Origin of the sequence: Acidisphaera sp. L21 (assembly GCF_009765685.1) — a bacterium.
GTDB lineage: Bacteria > Pseudomonadota > Alphaproteobacteria > Acetobacterales > Acetobacteraceae > LMUY01.
The window spans coordinates 93,091-113,961 of the sequence record NZ_LMUY01000074.1; the positions used below are offsets into that span (position 1 = coordinate 93,091).

At 65.9% G+C, this 20,871-nt stretch carries 17 protein-coding genes and 1 pseudogene; 10 read left to right on the forward strand and 8 right to left on the reverse strand.

Annotated elements, in window-relative coordinates:
• The first annotated feature begins 67 nt into the window (after positions 1–67).
• The 3 genes from GSQ76_RS14665 (at position 68) to moaB (ending at position 3,391) form a co-directional block, all read left to right on the forward strand.
• Entirely contained in the window at positions 68–862 is a 795-nt protein-coding gene (locus tag GSQ76_RS14665; protein ID WP_158744645.1) for a uracil-DNA glycosylase family protein, read from the forward strand.
• Between the two features lie 130 nt (positions 863–992).
• Positions 993–2,837: a lytic transglycosylase domain-containing protein gene (locus tag GSQ76_RS14670; protein WP_158744646.1), complete on the forward strand. Its 1,845-nt coding sequence runs from the start codon at positions 993–995 to the stop codon at positions 2,835–2,837.
• 11 nt (positions 2,838–2,848) lie between these two features.
• Entirely contained in the window at positions 2,849–3,391 is a 543-nt protein-coding gene (moaB, locus tag GSQ76_RS14675) for a molybdenum cofactor biosynthesis protein B (RefSeq protein WP_158744647.1), read from the forward strand.
• A 4-nt stretch (positions 3,392–3,395) separates the two neighbouring features.
• Here the strand turns inward: moaB and GSQ76_RS14680 are convergent, their stop codons facing one another.
• Complete coding sequence (locus tag GSQ76_RS14680) at positions 3,396–4,544, reverse strand: deoxyguanosinetriphosphate triphosphohydrolase (RefSeq protein WP_158744671.1); 1,149 nt, start codon at positions 4,542–4,544, stop codon at positions 3,396–3,398.
• A gap of 65 nt (positions 4,545–4,609) precedes the next feature.
• Between GSQ76_RS14680 and erpA the strand changes: the two genes are divergently transcribed.
• The 3 genes from erpA to GSQ76_RS14695 are packed head-to-tail and all read left to right on the forward strand — an operon-like array spanning position 4,610 to position 6,521.
• Positions 4,610–4,942 carry an iron-sulfur cluster insertion protein ErpA gene (gene erpA, locus GSQ76_RS14685; RefSeq protein ID WP_158744648.1) on the forward strand — a complete coding sequence of 111 codons (333 nt, stop codon included), beginning with the start codon at positions 4,610–4,612 and terminating at the stop codon, positions 4,940–4,942.
• A 9-nt stretch (positions 4,943–4,951) separates the two neighbouring features.
• Positions 4,952–5,725 carry an exodeoxyribonuclease III gene (gene xth, locus GSQ76_RS14690; protein ID WP_158744649.1) on the forward strand — a complete coding sequence of 258 codons (774 nt, stop codon included), beginning with the start codon at positions 4,952–4,954 and terminating at the stop codon, positions 5,723–5,725.
• Between the two features lie 13 nt (positions 5,726–5,738).
• A complete protein-coding gene (locus GSQ76_RS14695) occupies positions 5,739–6,521 on the forward strand; it encodes a transglycosylase SLT domain-containing protein (protein ID WP_158744650.1) in 783 nt (260 codons plus the stop codon).
• A gap of 34 nt (positions 6,522–6,555) precedes the next feature.
• Here the strand turns inward: GSQ76_RS14695 and rpmG are convergent, their stop codons facing one another.
• Entirely contained in the window at positions 6,556–6,723 is a 168-nt protein-coding gene (gene rpmG, locus GSQ76_RS14700; protein ID WP_158744651.1) for a 50S ribosomal protein L33, read from the reverse strand.
• 227 nt (positions 6,724–6,950) lie between these two features.
• Between rpmG and GSQ76_RS14705 the strand changes: the two genes are divergently transcribed.
• On the forward strand, positions 6,951–9,941 hold the full coding sequence (locus GSQ76_RS14705) for a tetratricopeptide repeat protein (RefSeq protein ID WP_256366985.1): 2,991 nt from the start codon (positions 6,951–6,953) through the stop codon (positions 9,939–9,941).
• Between the two features lie 10 nt (positions 9,942–9,951).
• Here the strand turns inward: GSQ76_RS14705 and GSQ76_RS14710 are convergent, their stop codons facing one another.
• Both GSQ76_RS14710 and GSQ76_RS14715 read right to left on the reverse strand, forming a co-directional pair.
• Positions 9,952–10,803, reverse strand: a complete 852-nt coding sequence (locus GSQ76_RS14710; RefSeq protein ID WP_216851066.1) for a dienelactone hydrolase family protein — start codon at positions 10,801–10,803, stop codon at positions 9,952–9,954.
• A 33-nt stretch (positions 10,804–10,836) separates the two neighbouring features.
• Positions 10,837–11,010, reverse strand: a pseudogene (locus tag GSQ76_RS14715) (NADP-dependent isocitrate dehydrogenase); the annotation flags it as partial.
• Positions 11,011–11,171: 161 nt separating this feature from the next.
• On the opposite strand from GSQ76_RS14715, the gene GSQ76_RS14720 reads away from it, so the two are divergent.
• Positions 11,172–14,126, forward strand: a complete 2,955-nt coding sequence (locus GSQ76_RS14720) for a PAS-domain containing protein (RefSeq protein ID WP_158744653.1) — start codon at positions 11,172–11,174, stop codon at positions 14,124–14,126.
• The gene (locus GSQ76_RS14725; protein ID WP_254070414.1) at positions 14,123–14,713 is read left to right on the forward strand and encodes a nucleoside 2-deoxyribosyltransferase; all 591 of its coding nucleotides are present in this window, start codon (positions 14,123–14,125) and stop codon (positions 14,711–14,713) included. The genes GSQ76_RS14720 and GSQ76_RS14725 overlap by 4 nt, the downstream gene beginning before the upstream one ends.
• On the opposite strand, the gene GSQ76_RS14730 is transcribed toward GSQ76_RS14725, so the two are convergent.
• The 4 genes from GSQ76_RS14730 to GSQ76_RS14745 all read right to left on the reverse strand — a co-directional run bounded on the left by GSQ76_RS14730 (position 14,688) and on the right by GSQ76_RS14745 (position 19,696).
• A complete protein-coding gene (locus GSQ76_RS14730) occupies positions 14,688–15,953 on the reverse strand; it encodes an AmpG family muropeptide MFS transporter (RefSeq protein ID WP_254070415.1) in 1,266 nt (421 codons plus the stop codon). The genes GSQ76_RS14725 and GSQ76_RS14730 overlap by 26 nt on opposite strands.
• A gap of 94 nt (positions 15,954–16,047) precedes the next feature.
• Complete coding sequence (typA, locus tag GSQ76_RS14735) at positions 16,048–17,877, reverse strand: translational GTPase TypA (protein WP_158744654.1); 1,830 nt, start codon at positions 17,875–17,877, stop codon at positions 16,048–16,050.
• Between the two features lie 153 nt (positions 17,878–18,030).
• Positions 18,031–18,384 (reverse strand): hypothetical protein, encoded by a 354-nt coding sequence (locus GSQ76_RS14740; protein ID WP_158744655.1) that lies wholly within the window; start codon positions 18,382–18,384, stop codon positions 18,031–18,033.
• A gap of 316 nt (positions 18,385–18,700) precedes the next feature.
• Positions 18,701–19,696: an adenosine kinase gene (locus GSQ76_RS14745; protein ID WP_158744656.1), complete on the reverse strand. Its 996-nt coding sequence runs from the start codon at positions 19,694–19,696 to the stop codon at positions 18,701–18,703.
• A gap of 71 nt (positions 19,697–19,767) precedes the next feature.
• Between GSQ76_RS14745 and GSQ76_RS14750 the strand changes: the two genes are divergently transcribed.
• The gene (locus tag GSQ76_RS14750; protein ID WP_158744657.1) at positions 19,768–20,424 is read left to right on the forward strand and encodes an EI24 domain-containing protein; all 657 of its coding nucleotides are present in this window, start codon (positions 19,768–19,770) and stop codon (positions 20,422–20,424) included.
• The last annotated feature ends 447 nt before the right edge of the window (positions 20,425–20,871 follow it).

Consider the following 20,871-nt stretch of genomic DNA (forward strand, 5'->3'; position numbering starts at 1 on the left):
ACGATTTGCGGGGCACGCCACCCATGGCAGCGTTGCACCCGGCTCGAATGCGGCGGAGAACCACGCCATGGACGCGCTAGGATGGCTGAAACTTCAGATCGAATGGGGCGCCGACGAGGCGCTAGCTGACGACCCGATCGACCGCCGGTCGTCCCTGGCAATGCCGGATGCGCCGCCGCCACCCCCGGCGACGCCCGCGATCGTCCAGCCCCTGCCCGTCATCAAGCCCGCAGGCCCGGTGCGGGTTCCGCCGGTCGCCGGGCCAGGCGGGGTGGCCGACGCCCAGGCGCTTGCCCAAGCAGCGACCACCATCGCCGAACTCCAGGCCGCGGTGGCTGCGTTCGAGGGCTGCGCCCTATGTGCCACCGCCACCAACATGGTCTTCGGCGAAGGCGACCACTCTGCCCATTTGGTGCTGATCGGCGACGTGCCCGGCGCGGCAGAGGACCGGGCTGGAACGCCCTTCGCCGGCCCTGCCGGGCTATTCCTGGACCGGATGCTGGTGTCCGCCGGGCTGGACCGCGGCGGTTGGCGCTCCACCAGCCTGCTGCCCTGGCGCCCCCCCGGTGACCGAAAGCCCACGGAGGCGGAGATTCAGCTGTGCCTGCCCTTCCTGCACCGCCATCTGCAATTGCTGCGGCCCGTTCGCGCGGTGCTGCTGGGCAACCTTGCCGCGCGTACTCTGTTGTCTGGCGGCACTCGGCGCCCCCGCGGCGTGTGGCATATGATGGTCGTTCCGGGGATAGATGCGCCGATCCCGACCCTTGCCCTACCATCACCGGGACATATCCAAGTCACCGCTTCAGCAAAACGCGATGCTTGGGCCGACCTACTGCGACTCCGACGCGCTCTTTCTGAATAAATTTATCATCACAATTTGTTTATACGATATGTAACCTCCGCAACTTAACCGTGATTCTGCTCATACGACATTAACTAAACTCTTTCTTAGTGATTGCCACCGCGATCCTTAGCGTGTAGCCGCCCCTCCCATGCGAGGAGTCGGCCATACGCTCTCCCGCCTTCCCGCCGCCACGGCCTTGATTGCCGGGGCCGCGATCCTGTCGGGGACAGTACCGACGGGAGACGTGCGCGCGGCGGCGGTGAGCGAGGACACAGCGTTCGCGAACCCGAGGATTGGCCCGGCGATTCCTGGCGGCGGTCTCGACGGATCCGGGCTACCGCAACCACTGACGCCCAGCGACGCCTCCAGCCTGCGGCGGATCTTTGGCCTGCAGGATGCCGGGAAAATCGAGGCCGCTTTGGCCCAGATGGGCTCGGTGCTGGACCCGGTGCTGAATGGCCATGTCCTGGCGCAGCGCTATCTCGGCCCGCACACACAGGCGCCGGCCGCCGATCTGGCCAGTTGGCTCGCCCGATATCCCGACCATCCGGACAGCGCTGCGATCCACAAGCTGCTGCTCTCCCGCCTCGCCATCGGCGCCACGCCGCCGCCAGAGCCGGCAGTGACCATGCTGCCGCCCGACGCTCCCGCGGCTGCCGCGCCCGAGGAGGCTGAGCCCGCCCAACGCCGCTTGTCGCGCAATCCGCTGCTGGATCGAACCATCCACGAACGCGCACGCGCCGGAAATGCCGATAGCGCGCTGCACTTGTTGACCCGTACCAAGGGGCTCGATGCGCTCTACGGCAGCCAACTCCGGGCGGAGATCGCCCAGACGCTTTTCACCCAGGGCCGCGACGAGCAGGCGCTGCGGCTTGCCCAGGGCGCGTTGCGCCAATCCGGCGACCGGATCGGCCTTGCCGGTTACATCGGCGGCCTGGCCGCCTGGCGGCTGCAACGGACCGAAGACGCCCAAACCTTGTTCGAGGCAGCGAGCCGGTCGGAGATCGCCTCCACCAGCCTGCGCAGCGCCGCGTCGTTCTGGGCTGCCCGCGCGCATCTGCGCAACGGCGATCCGGCAGGCTACCGCCCCTGGATGCGCCAGGCCGCCAACGCCCAACGCACTTTCTACGGGCTGCTGGCGCGTCGCATCCTCGGCCTCGGCACCGCCACGCAGGACGGCCGGGAAACCCTGGGCGCCGCCGACACCGACGCGCTGATGGTCAACCCGCACGGTCGCCGCGCCTTCGCCCTATTGCAGATCGGCCAAACCCGGCGGGCAGAGGCGGAGCTACGCTGCCTATGGCCCGAAATCGCATCCGACCCGGCGCTGCGGGGTGCAACTTTGCGCGTCGCCGAAGCTGCGGGGCTGGTGGATCTGTCGGCCCAGCTCGCCGGACTGATCGAGACCGCAGAAGGCCGGCCGCATGACGACGCGCGCTTCCCCATTCCCCCCTTGAAGCCGACTGGCGGGTTCCGGATGGACCCTTCCATGGTCTACGCATTGACCCGGCTGGAATCGAACTTCGACAGCACCGCCGTCTCCGCCGTGGGGGCGCGAGGGCTGATGCAGGTGATGCCGATGACTGCCAGCTACATGACTGGCCACGGCGACGCCGCCACCGATCTCTATACCCGCCGGCTGCACGACCCAGCCACAAACCTGTCGATTGGCCAAAGCTACGTGATGTATCTTGCCAAGATGGATGGGGTCGATAATGACCTGATCCGCCTGCTGGCCAGCTACAACGCCGGCCCGACCAGCTTCGCTCGCATGGCCGGCGCCATTCCGCAATCCGATGACCCATTGTTGTTCATCGAAAGCATCCCCAATGAGGAGACACGCGGGTTCGTTCCCCGCGCGCTCACTTACACCTGGATCTACGCCGCTCGCCTGCACCTGCCCGCCCCGAGCCTGGACGAACTCGCTGCGGGCGCCTGGCCGGTCTTCCACGCGCAGTTTTCGCGGCGGGAGGCCGTGCCCCGACTGCATTGAAGGAGGCCCGCTTGGCTATCGACCAGACCCGCCGCTTCGTTCCCGTCTCCATTGCCGTGCTCACCGTGTCCGACACGCGCACCGCCGCCAACGACACCTCCGGCGACACGCTGGCCGCCCGGGTGCAAGCCGCCGGTCACACACTGGCCGACCGTGCCATCGCCCGTGATGACGTTCCGGCCATCGAGGCCTATCTGCGCCGCTGGATCGCCGACCCGGCGGTCGATGTCGTCATCACCACCGGCGGGACCGGCATCACCGGCCGCGACGTAACCCCCGAAGCATTCGAGCGCGTGATGGAAAAGCGGATCGAGGGGTTCGGTGAGTTGTTCCGCATGATCAGCTTCAGCAAGATCGGCACCTCTACCATGCAATCCCGCGCGATCGGTGGCGTGGCCGGTGGGACGTATTTGTTTGCGCTACCCGGCAGCACCGGGGCGGTAAAGGATGGTTGGGACGATATCCTCGTCTCTCAACTCGACAGCCGCTTCCGCCCCTGCAACCTGGTGGAACTCATGCCCCGGTTGCAGGAACATCTGAACGCGGCCGAGTAGAAGGTCAGCCGGGCACGGACAGATCCGTCAGCCGCCGATGCTCGTCCACGGCGAAGCGATCGGTCATCCCGGCGATGTAATCCCCCACCGTCAGCGCCGCTCGCCGTGGGTCCGACTCACCAGCCCGGCCGCGCCATTCATCCGGCAGGGTTGATACGTCCTCCACCAGGAGGTGGAACAGATGCTCGGTGACCCGGCGCGCCTTCGCGGTCATCCGGTTCACTCGCCAATGCCGGTACATCCGCGCCAGCAAAAAATCCTTGATCGCCCGGTTGGCATCCCCCATCGCCGGGCTGAAGGCGACCACGGGGTGCTTGGACCGGCGCACCGCGTTGCAATCTGCCGGGTCCAGCTTAGTCAGCCGACGCTTCGTCTCGGTCGCGAGGTCGGTCGCTAGCTGGTTGATCACCCGGCGGATCGTCTCGTGCCGCAGCCGGGGCGGCGGGACGTCCAGGCTGGACAGCCGGGCCTCCCGCAGCGCGTCGCCCACGATCGGCAGGTGACTGATCTCCTCCGGCCCGAACAGCCCGGCGCGCATGCCGTCGTCCAGATCGTGGCTGTGATACGCGATGTCGTCTGCCGCGGCGGCAATCTGCGCCTCGACCCCCGGCTGGGTGTGCAAATCCAGCTTATGGCGAGCGTCGTACTCGACGATGTAAGGCGGCGGCTTGGACAGCGGGCCGTTATGCTTGGCCAGCCCCTCGAGCGTCTCCCACGTCAGGTTCAGCCCGTCGAACGCGGCGTAGCGGCTTTCCAGCAAGGTCACGATCCGCATCGCCTGGGCGTTGTGGTCGAACCCGCCCCAGGCCTTCATGCCCCGGTTCAGCCCTTCCTCCCCCGCATGGCCAAACGGCGGATGGCCGAGGTCGTGCGCCAAGGCCAGCGCTTCCGTCAGGTCCTCATCGACCTGTAATTCCCGCGCCAGCGACCGTGCGATCTGCGCCACCTCGATCGTGTGCGTCAGCCGGGTGCGAAAATAATCGCCCTCGTGATTGACGAAGACCTGCGTCTTATATTGCAGCTTGCGGAAGGCGGACGAGTGGATGATCCGGTCGCGATCCCGCTGCCAGGGGCTGCGCGTTGGCGCCTCCGGTTCCGGGTGCAGCCGCCCACGGGCGGTTTCGGGCCGAACGGCGTAGGGTGCGAGGGCCATGCTCCGGCGTAGCACTCGCATCGGTGCCTCTTCAATCGGGGGCGCGGTTACCCTATGTTCACGCCATGGAACAAGCATTCGCCGTCAGCGCCCGAGCCGCCGAGCAGATCGCCGCAATCGTGGCCGCACAAGCCCGCCCCGCCGCCCTGCGCGTGGCGGTGCTGGCCGGCGGGTGCAGTGGCTTCCAATACAAGTTCGAACTGGACGAAATCGTCCAGCCGGACGATCTGATCGTCGAATCCGGCACCGCCCGCGTCCTGGTCGACCCGGCCAGCCTGGACCTGCTCGCTGGTTCGCAACTCGACTACACCGACGAGCTGATGGGCAGCCACTTCACCGTGCGCAACCCGAACGCCACCAGCGCCTGCGGCTGCGGGACCAGCTTCGCCGTCGACTGATCCCAGACCGTGAAGATCGCCACCTGGAACGTCAACTCGGTCCGTATACGCGAGCCGCATGTGTGTCGCTGGCTGCAACGCGTCGAACCCGACGTGCTGTTGCTGCAAGAGATCAAGTGCGAGGAAAAGCAATTCCCCGCCCCGGCGTTCAAGGCGCTCGGCTACGATAGCGTGGTCGCCGGGCAGAAATCCTACAATGGCGTCGCCATCCTCAGCCGCATCCCGCTGGACGTGCACCACGTTACCCTGCCGGGCTTGCCGCCCGAGGATGCGCAGGCGCGGTATCTGGAGATCGCGGCCGCGGGCGTGACGATCGGCAATTTATACCTGCCGAACGGTAATTCGGGCGGCGAGGCTGGATTTGCCTACAAAATGGCCTGGATGGATCGGCTGGCCGACCGCGCGCAGGCGCTGTTGGATTCGGACACGCCGTTCGTGCTGGCCGGCGATTACAACGTGGCGCCAGCCGACGTGGACTACGCCACGGGCACGCTGCCCACCGACGACGCGCTGGTCCGGCCGGAAACCCGGGCCCGCTTCCGCCGCATGCTGTGGGCCGGGCTGACGGACGCGGTGCGCGTCACCACCCCAACCGGACCGATCTATACCTTCTGGGACTATCAGGGCGGCGCCTTCCAGCGCGATCGCGGCCTACGGATAGACCACGCTCTGCTGTCCCCCGTCATGGCCGACCGTTTGATTTCGGCGGCACCCGACAAGAATGTACGTGCGGAGGACCAACCCTCCGACCATGTGCCGGTACTCGTCACGTTCGAGGATTAGCTGGTTCGTGACGATGGTTCGATCGCTTCTGCACGGCCTGCTGGGCCTGATGGCGCTGCCCGCGGCGGCGCTTGCCGCCACCCCATCGGCTCCGCCCCCGCCGAATTGGCTGCAAGTACAGAGCGCGCAGTGCGAGGCTGCCATCTCGGCTGCCGAGACGAAGTATGGCTTGCCCCACGCCCTGCTGGGCAGCATCGCCAAGGTGGAAAGCGGCCGGCCAATCACCGGCATGGGCGACATACGCGCTTGGCCATGGACCATCAATGCGGACGGCACGGGGTTGTTCCTGGACAGCAAAGCCGCCGCGATTGCGTGGGTGAACCATGCCCAGGCGACCGGGCAGCATCACTTCATCGATGTCGGTTGCATGCAGGTGGATCTGCCGATGCATCCCACCGCATTCCACAACCTGGACGAGGCGTTCGACCCGGTGATCAACGCCGATTATGCCGCGCGCTACCTGCGGTCCCTGCAGACCGAGGCGAAGGGCGATTGGAACGTTGCAGTCGGCCTGTATCACTCGCACACGCCGGATCTTGCGGCAGATTACCGCAACCGCGTGGCGGCAGTGGGCGCTGGAATTTTGACGGGGATCGGAGGACCCGAACCGCTCTACGCCCGTGCCATCCGGCAGGGCAATCTACGCCTAGCGTTGGCCGGCGGCGGTATTCTGCAGATAAACGTGCGTCGCCAGCCACGGCTGCGCCCACAAAGGGTGATGTCGCGCTGTCAAATCGCTGCGGTTTTGAACCCGCTGCTGGCTCGCAAGGTCACAGGCTGCGGCCAGCGGGGTTGATCCCCGCGGCGCAGCAGCATCGAATTCGCCGAGACTACTTGATCTTGGCTTCCTTGAACGGCACGTGCTTGCGAACGACCGGGTCGTACTTGCTCAGTTCGAGCTTGCCGGTCGCGGAGCGGGCATTCTTCTTCGTGACGTAGAAATAGCCCGTGTCGGCGGTGGAGACGAGACGGATCTGGACGACGTTGGACTTGGCCATAGTGCTTCTCTGCTGGTAGGCGATATGCCGTAGCCGCGGAAAATGCGCATGCCGGGCCGCCGGGTCAAGTCCGACGTGCCCCTGCCATTGGGGAAACCCGTTCTCAGATCCTTAACAGATCACTGCCTACCCTGCCCCGATCGTTTCAGCAGGAGGCTGAACTGCGTACCCAAAATGGGGCTGCGGCCCAACAGACCTACCGTCAGGCCTCGCCGATCCAGGGCTTCCTGCGAGCCAAATACCAGGAAGGCTGCGCGCTACAGGCCAAGGGCCGGCATGAGGATGCAGCTGCCGCCTTCACCGCCGCCATCGCCGCCGCCCCCGATTTCGCCGACGCGCTGCAGAACCTTGGTTTCTGCATGTTCTCCCTCGGCCGATTCGGCGAGGCCGCTAGAGCCTCGGCCAAGCTAACGCAGCTGCGTCCGCGCGACGCCGGGGCACATTTCAACCTCGGTATGGCCCTGCTGTCGAATAACCGGCCGGAGGAAGCAGTGTCTGTCCTGCAAACCGCTATCCGGCTGGATAGCAAGCAAGCCAAGCACCACCACGCCCTAGGCCGTGCCCTGTCGGTCACGAACCGCAAGCCGGAAGCCGCCGCCGCCATGATTAAGGCGACGGAACTGGACCCCGAGGACGTCGCATCCCTCCTCGCCCTGTCAGCCATCCTGATCGAGACGGGCGAACTGAACGCAGCCGTCGGCGCGGCGCTGACGGCAATCCAGAAGCAGCCCGAGAATGGCCGCGCCCACGGCAACCTGGCCAGCGCGCTGCACGAGTTAGGCAAGACGGCAGAGGCATTGCCGCCCGCTCGCGCTTGCGTGCGTCTATCCCCTGGTAATGCCGGTGCATTCGCCACGCTGGGCGCTATTCTGTACACGCTGGGGCACCATGCGGAGGCGCTGGAGCGATCCCGTCAGGCTCTCCGCATCACCCCGTCGCTGTATCAGGCACGGATGAATGAGGCTCTGGCGCTCGAAGCATTGGGCCAGCTGGAGGAGGCCGAGATCGCCGGTAGAGCCGCCATTGAACTGGCCCCGGCCGACAACCCCGACACCCGGCATAACTTGGCCGCGATGCTGCTCGCATCCGGCCGCTTGGGCGATGAGACCTGGGCGCTATACGATTGCCGGCTGCGCCTGAACGCGAATCTGCGCCGCCTGGCCGACAAGCCGCGGTGGCAGGGCGAGGACATCGCCGGCAAGACCATCCTAATCCATTGCGAACAAGGCTTCGGCGACACTATCCAGTTCCTGCGCTACGCCCCGATGGTCACCGCGCTTGGGGCCCGGGTCATCCTGGTGGTCCAGCCCGAGCTGCACAGCCTGCTGAAAGATCTGCCCGGGGTGCACGCTGTCATCCCCGCCGGCACGGACATGCCGCCGCACGATGCATTCTGCCCGTTGTTGAGCGTACCGCGCGCCTTTGGCACGACGCTGGACACGATCCCATCCGGCGCCGCCTATATTCAGCCACCCGCCGACCGTATCGCGCAGTGGCAATTGCCGGACGCGCCGGGTTTGAAAGTGGGCCTGGTTTGGGCCGGCAGCACCGTCTTCGTCCACGACACCGCCCGCTCGGTCGCGCCGGAGCTCCTGGCTCCGCTGGCGACCGTCCCCGGCGTCGAATTCCACAGCCTGCAGAAGCCCGTACGCGACATCGACAGCCTTCCCGTGATCGACCGCATGGCAGAGGCGAAGGATTTCGCCGATACGGCTGCCATCATCGCCGGGCTGGACTTGGTGATTTCCGTGGATTCCGGCGTGGCGCATCTGGCTGCCGCTATGGGAAAGGAAGTCTGGTTGCTGTCCCGCTTCGTCGGTTGCTGGCGCTGGCTGCGCAATCGGGCTGACTCCCCGTGGTATCCGACCATGCGGGTCTTCGGGCAATCCGCGCCGAACGACTGGACCGGCGTGATCGACCGCGTGCGCATCGCCCTGGCCGAACGCGTGGGCCAGCCCATGCCGCACCAACCCGCCGCCACGGTCCGCCAACCGGTCCCGAACGCGCTGGCTGGCCTGTGTCTACCCGCCGACGCCCCTCGCACCATCGTCGCCATCGTCGGCGACAACGAGAACGGCACACTGCGCACCGTCTCGCAGGATTTCATGGGTCTACTGCCGGCCCACGGCTTCGACCCGCATGTGATCGAGCTCTCGGACCCAATCTGGCTGGATAGGTTGGGTAGCCTGCTGCAAAACGGTGTGCTGTTCGCCTGGGGCGCGGCTGGCGCAGGCGCCCGGCTGCCGCACCCGGAGGGGCTGCTCTGGGAGACGCTTCGCGTGCCGTTCATCTCGGTGCTGGCCGACTCGCCATGCTGGATGCCGGCGAACCATCACGTGCCATCCCGCTACATCGCCAACGGCTACGTCTATCGCGACTGGCTGACCATGCAGCGCCGCCTGATTCAATCGCCGCAGATCTCCAGCCTGCTGCCGCATGGCGTACTGCCCAACCCGGACCGCGACACGGTGCCGTGGTCGAGGCGGCGCAATCGCATGGTGTTCGTCAAAACCGGCTGCGACCCCGCGCAGCACGAGGCGGAATGGGCCGCCCTGCCCGCACGCTTCCGCACCGTCGTAGCCGAGTCAGCCACCGCCTGCCTCAAACAACCCGTGGGCGACATCAGCGAAACGGTGCTGCGTTGCATGGCGGCGCATGATCTCTACGTGGAAAAGCGGCCGGACATCCTGTTCGCCCTCATGCGCCATGTGGACGTCTACGTGCGCGACGTCCGCTCAAGCAATCTGGTGACGGCACTGCTCGACCTACCTGTGGACATCTTGGGCCGTGGCTGGGACCATCTGGCAGCCAAGGGCGGCCGGGCGGAGTTCCACGCCCCGGTCGATGCCTCCGCCCTGCCCGGCATCTACGCCGACACGCAATTCCTGCTAAACACCATGCCGAACGTCTCCGCCGGCACGCACGAGCGGGTGGCCGCCGGGTTCGACGCAAAATGCTGCGTGGTGACGAATGAGAACGCCGAGATGAAGGCCCGCTTCAGCGCACTGCCCAGCTATTTCGGCATCGATACCGAAGCTGCCAACCTGCCCGATCGCCTAGCCGCGCTGTTCCACGACACACATTGCTACGACGACGATCTGGAACCGGCCGTCGAGATCGCGCGCACTGAGTTCAGCCCGGAGGGCTTCATGCGTGGCCTGATCGATCTGGCGCTGGAAATGCGCAGCGCCGCCTCGTTCGCGGCGTTCGGATACTGACCGTGGGGCGTTAGGCAACACCATATTTGCGGAACCAGGCGTGCATCTTCTCCCACCCATCCATGGCGGCATCGCGCACGTAGCTGGGGCGATAATCGGCGTGAAAGGCGTGGGCGGCGGTGGGATATTCGATGATCTCGACCGCATTGCCGCTGGTGCGGGCGACGGCCGCCGCAGCCTCCACCGCAGGGGGCGGAATGCCCGGGTCCCTCGCGCCGTACAGGCCTAGCACCGGGCACTTGATGGTGGCGGCCACGTCCATCACGGATTGCGGCTGCAATGGGTTTGGATCCCCGCCGACCGGGCCATACCAAGCCACCGCCGCCTTCAGTTTCGGGTTGTGCGTGGCATACAGCCACACCGCCCGGCCGCCGCGGCAAAACCCGGTAATGCCCAGCCGGTTGGAATCACCGGCATTGTCGTAGGCCCAGGATGCCAGCGCATCGATGTCGGTCATCACGGTCGCATCCGGCGCACGACCGACGATGGCCATGATGTCCTTCATGTCGGTCACCTTCGACAGATCACCTTGGCGGGCATACAATTCCACCGTCACGGCGCAGTAGCCGAGCTTAGCCAGCCGGCGGCAAGTGTCTTTGATGTATTCGTGCACGCCGAACACTTCCTCCACCACGACCACGGTGGGAAATGGGCCGTTGCCGACCGGCCTTGCGAAATAGCCGGGCAGCGTGCCGTCGGAAACCGGCACCTGCATTTCGCCGGCAACAAGGCCATCGGAATTGGTGTGGATCGCCTGCGCCTCCACCCGTTCAGTCGCCATGGTGAAGCCGGCGATCAGGCTCGTCATCATGAAGCCACGCCGGGCGAGCGGTGCCGGCATCAGTCCCTGCAGACCATCCATTCTACCACTCCCCCGCGTGTTGTCGGCATAGGCTCAGGCCATTGCAACCTTCAGATTCGCGTCGACCTTGGACAGGATGGTTTGGGTACTGAGGTAAGGCTGATCCTTGCCGATCAGCACCGCCAGGTCCTTGGTCATAAACCCGCTGTCGACGGTCGCAATGCAAATCTTTTCCAGCGTCTCGGCGAAGGCGATCACGTCGGGCGTTTTCACCTTGATCTTGGCCACAAGCGTCCTCGGATAGTTGTTTTTGCCCACCTACCGCGCGCTGGACCATCGCACCAGCACCTTGCCGCAGCAAGCCACCAGGGCATATTCGCTCGCATCCCTCACCCCTTCGGCGCTACGTGAAGGGGAAAGGATCCGCTGTGGCAGCCCAAGGCCGGACACTCAGAAGCAAAACCCTGAAGGGCGTCGTGATCGCCGCAGCCATCATCATGGCGATGGCGGCATGGATCGCAGTCCTAGTGGTCACCGACCTGGATCGCGAACAGCAGTTCCGCCAAGCGCAGTCCCGGGCCAGTAACCTGGCCCTGGCGTTCGAGGAACAGGTTTACAGGCAGATCCTGGCGGTCGACCAGAACCTGCGCGTGTTGAAATCGGATTGGGAGCGCGACCCCGCGAAGTTCGACTACACGGCCCTACAACGTCGCGCGACCTCGGTCTCGGACGTGATTTCCCAACTGATGATGATCGATTCACGCGGCAAAGTGGTGGCGACGACCCGGCGTGAACAGAACGAAAGTGACATGTCCGGTCGCCGCTATTTCGAGGCGCATCGCAGCACCAGGATTGCCGGGCCGCTGCTGACTGGACCGTTCCAATACAATGGCGCCTGGTTCCTGAATTTCTCACGCCGGCTGGATCTGCCAGGCGGTGGGTTCGGTGGTGTCGTGGCGGCGTCCTACGACCTCAATACCCTCACCCAAGACATGTCACAGGCAGATCTGGGGCCTCGCGGCATGATCATGCTGGTGGGCCGCGACGGCATCATCCGGGCGCTTTCCATCCGCGGCAAGCTGGATCCAGGGGGTGATATCCGCAACACCGACCTGTATCACGCCATGTTCGACGGAGAGGCCGAGGGCTGGGTCGGTGTGTCCGGCCCCGACCGGGACACCCGCATCCATGCCTGGCGGATGATACCGGGCCAGAGCATGGCTCTGGTGGTGGGCCTGGACCGGGACGCCGCGCTCACTGCTGCGGCTACTCGCAAGAACCAGGCTGTACTGGGGGCGACAGCCGTCACCCTGCTGGTGCTGATCCTGGCCGCTGGCGTCGCCAGCACCATTTCCGCCGCCGCCACCCGGGAGCAACGACTGGCCGCGGACCGCGCGATCTTGGAGGCGGCGAACCGCCAATTGGACGAGGCGCGCGAGCGTGCCGACGAAAAGAGCCTCCAATTGGGCATGACCCTCGCCGGCATGTCGGACGGCATTTCCATGTTCGACGCCGATCTGCGCCTGGTGCAATGGAACGATCGCTATGCCGACCTCAATGGGCTGCCGCGCGAGGCGCTCTACTTCGGCCTATCGTTGCAGGAGGTCATCCGGTTACAAGCCTCCGACGATGAGTTCGGCCGGGTCGATGTAGAGCCGGAGGTCGCATGGCGCATCTCCCGCATTCAGGACCCGGCACAATCGCCGATTTCGGTTCGCACCCGGCCAAGTGGCGCGGTGATCGAAGCGCGCCGCACCCGGCTGCCGGATGGTGGCCTTGTGACGCTGTATACCGACATCACCGCCCGCAAGCTGGCAGAGGACGCCCATACCCGCGCGCGCGAGCAGGCGGAACTCGCGGCGCAGGAGAAATCCCGCTTCGTTGCCATCGTCAGCCACGAAATCCGCACCCCGCTGAACGTGGCGCTGAACTCGCTATTCCTGCTGGAGCAGTCGGTGTTGAGCCCGGCGCAGCGCCAACTGGTCGGGAACGGTCGATTGGCGGGCGAGTCGTTGATGGCGCTGTTGAACGACATTCTGGACCTGTCGCGCATGCAAGTCGGTCGGCTGCAGCTGCGCCCCGCTCCATTCGCGCTGCGGCCGATGCTGGAGGGAATCGTCGACCTGTTCCGCTACCAAGCGGAGGACCGCGGTATCGAGTTTTCCGTCGCCATCGCGCCGGGCATTCCGGAGCGGCTGATGACCGACTCAGGGCGGCTGCGGCAGGCGTTGATGAATCTGGTCAACAACGCGGCCAAATTCGCCGATCCTGGCCGCGCCTCGATTAGGGTTGGCTTCGCCAGCCTTGGTGGCGAGGCGGTGCTACGCTTTGCGGTGCGTGACGAAGGTCCGGACATCCCCGACCTGGACCGCGCCCGGTTATTCCGCCCGTTCTCCCAACTGGGGCGGCCGGGCAGCACGGGCACCGGGCTGGGCCTGGCCATCTGCCAATTGCTCGCCAATCTGTTGGGCGGCCAGATTGGCTGCGACACCGTCCCCGGAGGCAAGGAGTTCTGGTTGACCATGCCAGCCGACGCGGTGAACGTGCCGGCGGTGCCGGTATCCACCGTCACGGACATACCGGATCAACTGCCGCGCACGCGCATCCTGCTGGTGGAGGATGTTCTGGCAAATCAGATGATCGTTGCGACCCTGCTGCGGCGCGAGGGCCATATGGTGGAAGTCGCCGCTTCGGGGTTGGAGGCGCTGGAGAAGATCCGTCACACGCCGTATGACCTGGTTTTTATGGACATCTTCATGCCCGGGATCGATGGAATGGAAACCGCCCAGCGCATCCGTGCGCTGCCCGGCGCGACCAGCCGGCTGCCGCTGGTCGCGTTGACCGCCAACGTCGCGGAGGAGGATCGGGCAGCCTACCTTGCTTCCGGCATGATCGACGTGGTGGCCAAGCCCGTCGAGCGGGCGACGCTGTTGCAGGCTCTTGCCAGGCATGTCTGGAGTAAGCAGCACCAGAACACAGCGCTTCCGGCAACAGGCCAAACCGTGCCGGTGGAACCGGCCGCGCAACTCGCGACCGAGGCGGTTGGCGCGATCGATCTCGCGCAACTGGAATGCTGGAGGCGCGGGTTGCCGGCCGCGACGTGCGACGATCTGTTTGCCGATGCGGTGCAGCAGTTGCGCGACATGGTACGTCCGTTGCAGGAGGCACTCGAATCCGGCGACCCTGCCGCCATCAAGCAGACGACCCACGCCATGCGGGGCGTGGCAAGCAATTACGGGCTGTCCGGGCTGGCAGCCCTGGTGCGCAGCATCGCCGCCGCACCGGATGCCACGCCGCCGGCGATAGTGGCCGCACATATTCTCCGAGACATCGAACACGCCGAGGCGGCGATGGCCGAACTGCCGCAATCGCAGGCGGCATGAGCACGCCGATGCTGAAAATCTACCTGGCCGGCCCGGATGTCTTCCTGCCACAGCCGCTGCAGCGTGCGGAGCAGATGCGACAGATCTGCCAAGCGCATGGGCTGGACGCAATTTCCCCGCTGGACCCCCTACCCGGTGAGCAAGCCGATGTGCTGGCGAGCCTTGACCCCTACGTCATTGCCCGCCGCAACGAGGCGCATATCCGCGACAGCGACGCAGTGCTCGCCAACCTCACCCCGTTTCGCGGCCCGGGCGCCGATCCCGGCACGGTCTACGAGATCGGCTACGCCCGTGCCCTCGGGCGCACCGTCTTCGGATACGCGACCGTTGCCGCGGACCACGCCACCCGGGTCCGGGCGCTGGATGGCAGCACAGCAACGGCGGACGCAGCCGGGCTGGCGATTGAGGATTTCGGCCTATTCGAAAACTTGATGATCACCTGCGGAATCGAAGCGAGCGGCGGTTTCACGATCACCGCGGATACGCCCGATCGCTGGGGCGATCTGTCGGTGTTCCGCCGCTGTGTTGCCGCGGCGGCCACACTGCTACTTGGCCAGCCTGCTATTCCGGCAGCGGCTGCAGGATAGGCAAGGCCGCCCGGCGAGTCGCCACGATCGCCACCATGATCAGCATGGCCGGCACCGCGGCGAAGATCGTTAGCCCATAGAACGGCACCCAACCCAAGGACTGCGCCGCCCAGCCGGAAAACCCGCCCATCGTGCGCAGCGGCAGGGTCGCGATGGACGATAGCAGGGCGTATTGCGTGGCGGTGAGGCCGGGCGCGCATAGGCTGGACAGGAAGGTGATGAACGCCGCGTCCGCCATCGCCTCGGCAAACCCTTCCAGCAGCACCTTCAGCACCAGGATGATCGGGTCGCCACCGGACACGGCCAAGGCGAAATACAGCGCCATCGACGCCATTTGCACGAAGCCGGTCAGGATCAACGCCCGCATGGCGCCCAGTCGCGCCACAAGATAGCCGCCAACCGCCGCCCCCGCCAAAGCGGCCAACAGTGACGGCACGCCGATCGCGGTGGCCACCTGGTCCCGGTTGTAGCCCAGGGCGCGATAGAATGGCGGCGCCATGGTGCCGGCCATTGCCTCCCCCAGTTTGAACAGCAGCACGAAGGCCAGCGTCACCACGGCTCCGCGGCGCGAGAGGAACTCCGTCAGCGGCCGCAGCACAGCGGCGCGCAGGCTGGCCAGCACGCCGGCCTCGCCCCGCCGCATAGGCGCCACCGGCGGTGCCGGCGCAATCAATGTGAAGATCGGCCCCATGGCGATGAGCACGGTGACGCAGAGCAGCGCGCCATGCCACCCGAGCGATCCTGCCAACTTGATCGCAACCGACCCGGCGATCAGCAACGCGGCGCGATAGCCCCAGATGTAGGCTGCCAACGCCGCGCCCTGCGCCCGCTCCGGAAACAACTCGATCCGCCAGGCGTCGATGGCAATATCCTGGCTGGCCGAGAGGAACGCCACGAGCGCCGCCGCCGCCACCAAGGGAATCGGCCGTGACGGGTCGCACAGGGCAAGGCCGATGCAGGCCAGCACGAGCAGCGGTTGGATGATCAGCAGCCAGCCGCGCCGCTGCCCCAGCCGTTGCAGCATGCCGGGGACGCCAAGCCGGTCCAGCGCTGGCGCCCACAGGAATTTCAGGCTGTAGGAAATGCCGATACTCGCCGTCCAGCCGATGGCAGGCAGCGAACTGCCGCTTTCGCTGAACCATTGCCGCAGGGTGAACCCGGATAGCGGTAGCGGCAGACCGGCCACAAAGCCGAGGCCAGCCATAGCGATGAAGGCCCGGCGAGATGCAGTGTGCGACAAAGACGAAAGGCCTGGAGGTGATACCCCCAGGCCTCGCCGTTCAAGCCAGTGTCGTCAAGCGCCTTGTGTGCGCCCAGCTTGTGTGGCGCCCGGCCTAAGCCGCTGCGGAGTCGGACTGGCGCCCAGCCTTCTTCCGGTCATGCGGGTTCAAATGGCGCTTGCGGAGACGGATCGCCGCCGGAGTCACTTCCACCAACTCGTCATCCTCGATGTAGGAAATCGCCTGCTCCAGCGACATCCGCCGGGGCGGGATCAGCAGCATCGCATCATCCTTGCCGGAGGCACGGACGTTGGTCAGCTTCTTTTCCTTGATCGGGTTCACGTCCAGATCCGAGTCGCGTGAATGCTCCCCCAGGATCAAGCCCTCGTAGACCTTATCACCAGGGTTTACGAACAGCGTCCCACGCTCCTGCAGATACCACAGCGCGTAATGGATCGCCTCGCCACCTTCGGTCGATATCAGCGAGCCGTTGCGACGACCTTCCATCGGTCCGGCCCACGGCTCGTATCCGTCGAACAGCCGGTTCATGACGCCGCTGCCGCGCGTGTCGGTCAGGAACTCGCCGTGATAACCGATCAGGCCGCGCGACGGGATCTTGAAGGTAAGGCGCACCTTGCCACCGCCCGACGGACGCATGTCCTGCATCACGCCCTTGCGGCGGCTCATCTTCTCGACCACGACGCCGGAATACGGCTCGTCCACGTCGATCAGAACCTCCTCGAACGGCTCCTCGCGCTCACCCGTCTCCTCATTCTTCCGGGTCAGCACTCGGGGGCGGCCGATGGTCAGCTCGAACCCTTCGCGGCGCATCGTCTCGATCAGCACGCCGAGCTGCAACTCGCCGCGGCCGGCCACTTCGAAGGCCTCGCTTTCATTGCTCTCAGTGATCTTGATCGCCACGTTGCCTTCCGACTCGCGCATCAGGCGGTCGCGGATCTGGCGAGAGGTAACCTTCTTGCCCTCGCGCCCGCCAAGCGGCCCGTCATTCACACGGAAGGTCATCGCCAGCGTCGGCGGATCGATCGGCGTTGCGTGCAGCGGCTGCATCAGATCCGATGAGCCAACCGTGTCCGGCACCGTCGCGTCCGTGAGCCCGGCGACCGCGATGATGTCGCCAGCCACCACCTCATCCACCGCAACCCGCTCCAGCCCGCGGAAGCTCATTAGCTTGGTCAAACGGCCGGTCTCCACAACCGTCCCATCCGAACGCAGCACCTTCAGCGGCATGTTGAGCTTGGCCGTACCCTGCTCCACCCGCCCGGTCAGCACGCGACCGAGAAAGTTGTCGTAGTCCAGGATGGACGCAACCATCGCGAAGGGTGCATCCGGGTCCAGTGCCGGCGCCGGCACATGGCGCAGCACCAGGTCGAACATCGGGCTCAAGTCTTTTCGGGCGCCCTCTAGCACCTCATCTGCCCAGCCTTGGCGGCCGGATGCGTAGAGCATCGGGAAGTCCAGCTGCTCATCCGTCGCGCCCAAGGCTGCGAACAGATCAAACACTTCGGTGTGGACCTCGTCGGACCGCGCATCCTGGCGGTCGACTTTGTTCACCACCACAATCGGCTTGATGCCCTGGGCAAGCGCCTTGCCCACCACGAACTTGGTCTGCGGCAGCACGCCCTCGGCGGCGTCGACCAGGACGATCGCGCCATCCACCATGTTCAGGATGCGCTCAACCTCGCCGCCGAAATCGGCGTGGCCAGGGGTATCGACGATGTTGATCCGCGTCCCCTTCCACTCGACGCTGGCGACCTTGGCCAGGATCGTAATGCCGCGCTCTTTTTCCAGGTCATTGCGGTCCAGAGCGCGCTCAGCGACTTGCTGATGCTCCCGGAACGCACCAGACTGGCGCAGCAATTGGTCGACCAGCGTCGTCTTGCCATGGTCGACGTGGGCGATGATCGCGATGTTTCTGATGTCCATGTGCGTCTAATCGGGCGCACCCGGTGGGTCGCCTCGCCTGTCTTATGTTGCAGCCGCACACATAATGCGCTGCGCGCCAGAATACGAGCCGAAAAAGCCGCAACCGCCGTATGCGTGCCATACGGCGGTTGCGGCGTCGTCGTTTTGGCCGGGTTAGTGGCCTGCAGACATCGCGGCGGCGATGGCCCGCTTGGCGCCGGGAATGTCACGATGCGCCAGGGCGTCGCGAGCCGCCGTCACCTGCATGATGTCGGACGACTGGTCCGGCATATCCGCCTGGGTCGCCGGCACCGAACGCTGCAGCATCGCCGTCTGCGCCCGCTCCAGCGCCTCCTGCGCACGACCCGTCTGCCCGGCATTCAGCGCGCGTTGCGCATCCGCCAGGAATGACCCGGCCGAGCCATTGGGCCCGCCCGTCGGGGCCGGCAGGCGCGGCGCGATCACCGACCGGCTGTCCCCCGCTGTGATGTTGCTAGCCTTATCCGACGCCGGGAACGAATCGCCCACACCTGGTTCATGCCCAGGACGGATATCCCCCGAATCCACCGCCGGTGCAGCAGCGTGGTGCGCCATACGATGATGCATCGGCATCCGGTGGGCGGGCTTGGGCACCGAAGTTGCCGGTGCCTCCGGGGTCGCCGGCGCAACCGGCGGCGAAGCGCTGGTCTGCGCATTCGCAGCTCCAGCCAAACCCAACATCGCCGCCGACATCAATAAAACCTTACGCATCATGCAAATCCCCTCGTTCAAAGCGCTGCATCGCCAATGCAATTCCAGTCGTCCAACGAGGTTCCATTGCGAAAGGTTGCGCTTGATCGTCCAATTAGTCCGTTATCGAGGCAGTCAATGCCCTCAAATTCGCAACCGGGCGGGCGCCATAATGGCTGATTACTTCTGCGGCTGCGACGCTGCCCAACCGGCCGCACGCCGCCAACGAGCGCCCGGCCGTGTATCCCGCCAAAAACCCGGCGGCGTAGGCGTCTCCGGCGCCCGTGGTGTCGACGACCTTGGTCGGCTCGGCCGAAACCACCACACGCTCCGCCCCGCGCAGGATCACGCTGCCTTCCTCGCTACGGGTCAGCGCTGCCAGGGCGACGTCGGCGCGGGCAGCCTCCGCTGCGGCATCGAAATCGCCGAGTTCATATAGGCTGCAAATCTCGGATTCGTTGGCGAACAAGATGTCGACGCTCTCTGCCACCAATTCACGGAACGCGGCGCGGTGGCGGTCGACGCAAAACGCGTCCGACAGCGACAGTGCCACTCGGCGCCCGGCGGCATGCGCCGCGGCAGCGGCCCGGCGGAACGCGGCCTGCGCGGCCGGCGGGTCGAACAGATAGCCTTCCAGATACAGCACGGCGGACTCCGCGACCAAAGCCTCGTCCACGTCCGCCTCGCCAAACGACACGCAGGCGCCCAGAAAAGTGTTCATCGTGCGCTGGCCATCCGGCGTCACCAGGATCAGGCAGCGGGCCGTGGCCAGGCCGCCCTCCAGCGCCGGGGTCGGGAAATGCACGCCGGCCGCCGCGATGTCGCTGCGGAAGGTAGCGCCCAGCCCGTCTGCGGCGACCTTGCCCAGATACGCCACCCGGGCGCCCAACGCCGCTGCGACCGCACAGGTATTCGCCGCCGACCCACCGCTGCTTTCGGCCCCGGTCGGCATCGCGCCATACAGAATGTCCGCCGCATCCGAGTCGATCAACGCCATTCCGCCCTTGCGCATATCGTGCTTGGACAAGAATTGGTCGTCTGTCGGCGACACCACGTCGACGATGGCGTTACCGATGCCGATGATGTCGAATCGCGGTTGGGTGGCGCTCATGCTGTGTTGCCGATCAAAAAATGGCTGCGTTGAGTTCGCGCCTATCACCCCCCTGCGCTGGGAGCAATGACGTGAAAGCCCTTTGGCTAGCCGTGGCACAACTGGACGATCCAGCCTGCCTCAGCGTGCTGATCCACAGCGTGCTGCTGTCCCTGGTCGCCTACGCCATCCTGCTGGGCGGCAGCATCTGGGGCGTCCACGAGATGCTGGCCGCAGTGCATTGGCCAGGCTGGCTTGCCGCGATCATCGGCACGCTAGGGGTCGTGCTGCTGGCGTTCTGGCTGTTCCTGCCGACCGTCATCCTGATCGCAACTTTATATATGGAACGGATCGCCCGGGCGGTGGACGCGCGGCACTATCCCTATTTCCCCTCGCCGGAGCCCGCGCCCCTCTCCGTTCAGCTTTGGGATGGGCTGACGTTGGCGGTTCGGGTGCTGCTCCTCAACCTCGTCGCCCTGGCACTGGCGTTCCTGCCCATTCCCGGCATAGGCCTGGCGCTCGCGATCCTCGTCAGCGGTTGGGCGATCGGGCGGGGGTTATTCGTCGCCGTGGCGATGCGCCGCATGGATCGTGGCCCGGCGCAGGCACTATATCGCAGCCGCCGCATGGCGGTGTTGCTCCCTGGCATGGCGCTCGCAGTGGCAGCGATGGTGCCTGGTCTTAACCTTCTGGTGCCGATCGTCGGCACCGCGGCGATGGTCCATGTGCTGAACCGCAGCCCGCGCTGAACGACTCAAAACGCCGCATTGCCTGTTGTTCACGCCGCGATCGGATGTTAGGGCATGGCGTTCCCTACGCCGGATCAACCGGCAGATTGCGCAGAAAGGGGCTTCCCCTTGTTCAAACGCCGAAGCCAGACCGGCCCTGAGACCGAAACACCTCAAGGGACAACTCAGGGTATGACCCAAGGCGAAACCGGCCCAGCAGCCCTGCAACCGCAGGCTGCGACGACGGACACGACGACGCCTCCCCCGCCGCCCACGCCCGATAACGGGCTGGGAGTTCCCCCTTACCGTCCAGCCACGCCGAAGGAGGCACCCGACATGGGTCGCACGCCGTTTTTGAGCCCAAACCCCAGCAGTAACACTATTCCGCCGAACGCCCCGCCGGGGCCGCCGAGCCCGCCGCCGCCGCCCGGCTCCGCCCCGTCGGCGCTCGCCGGTGGGCCGCGCCCG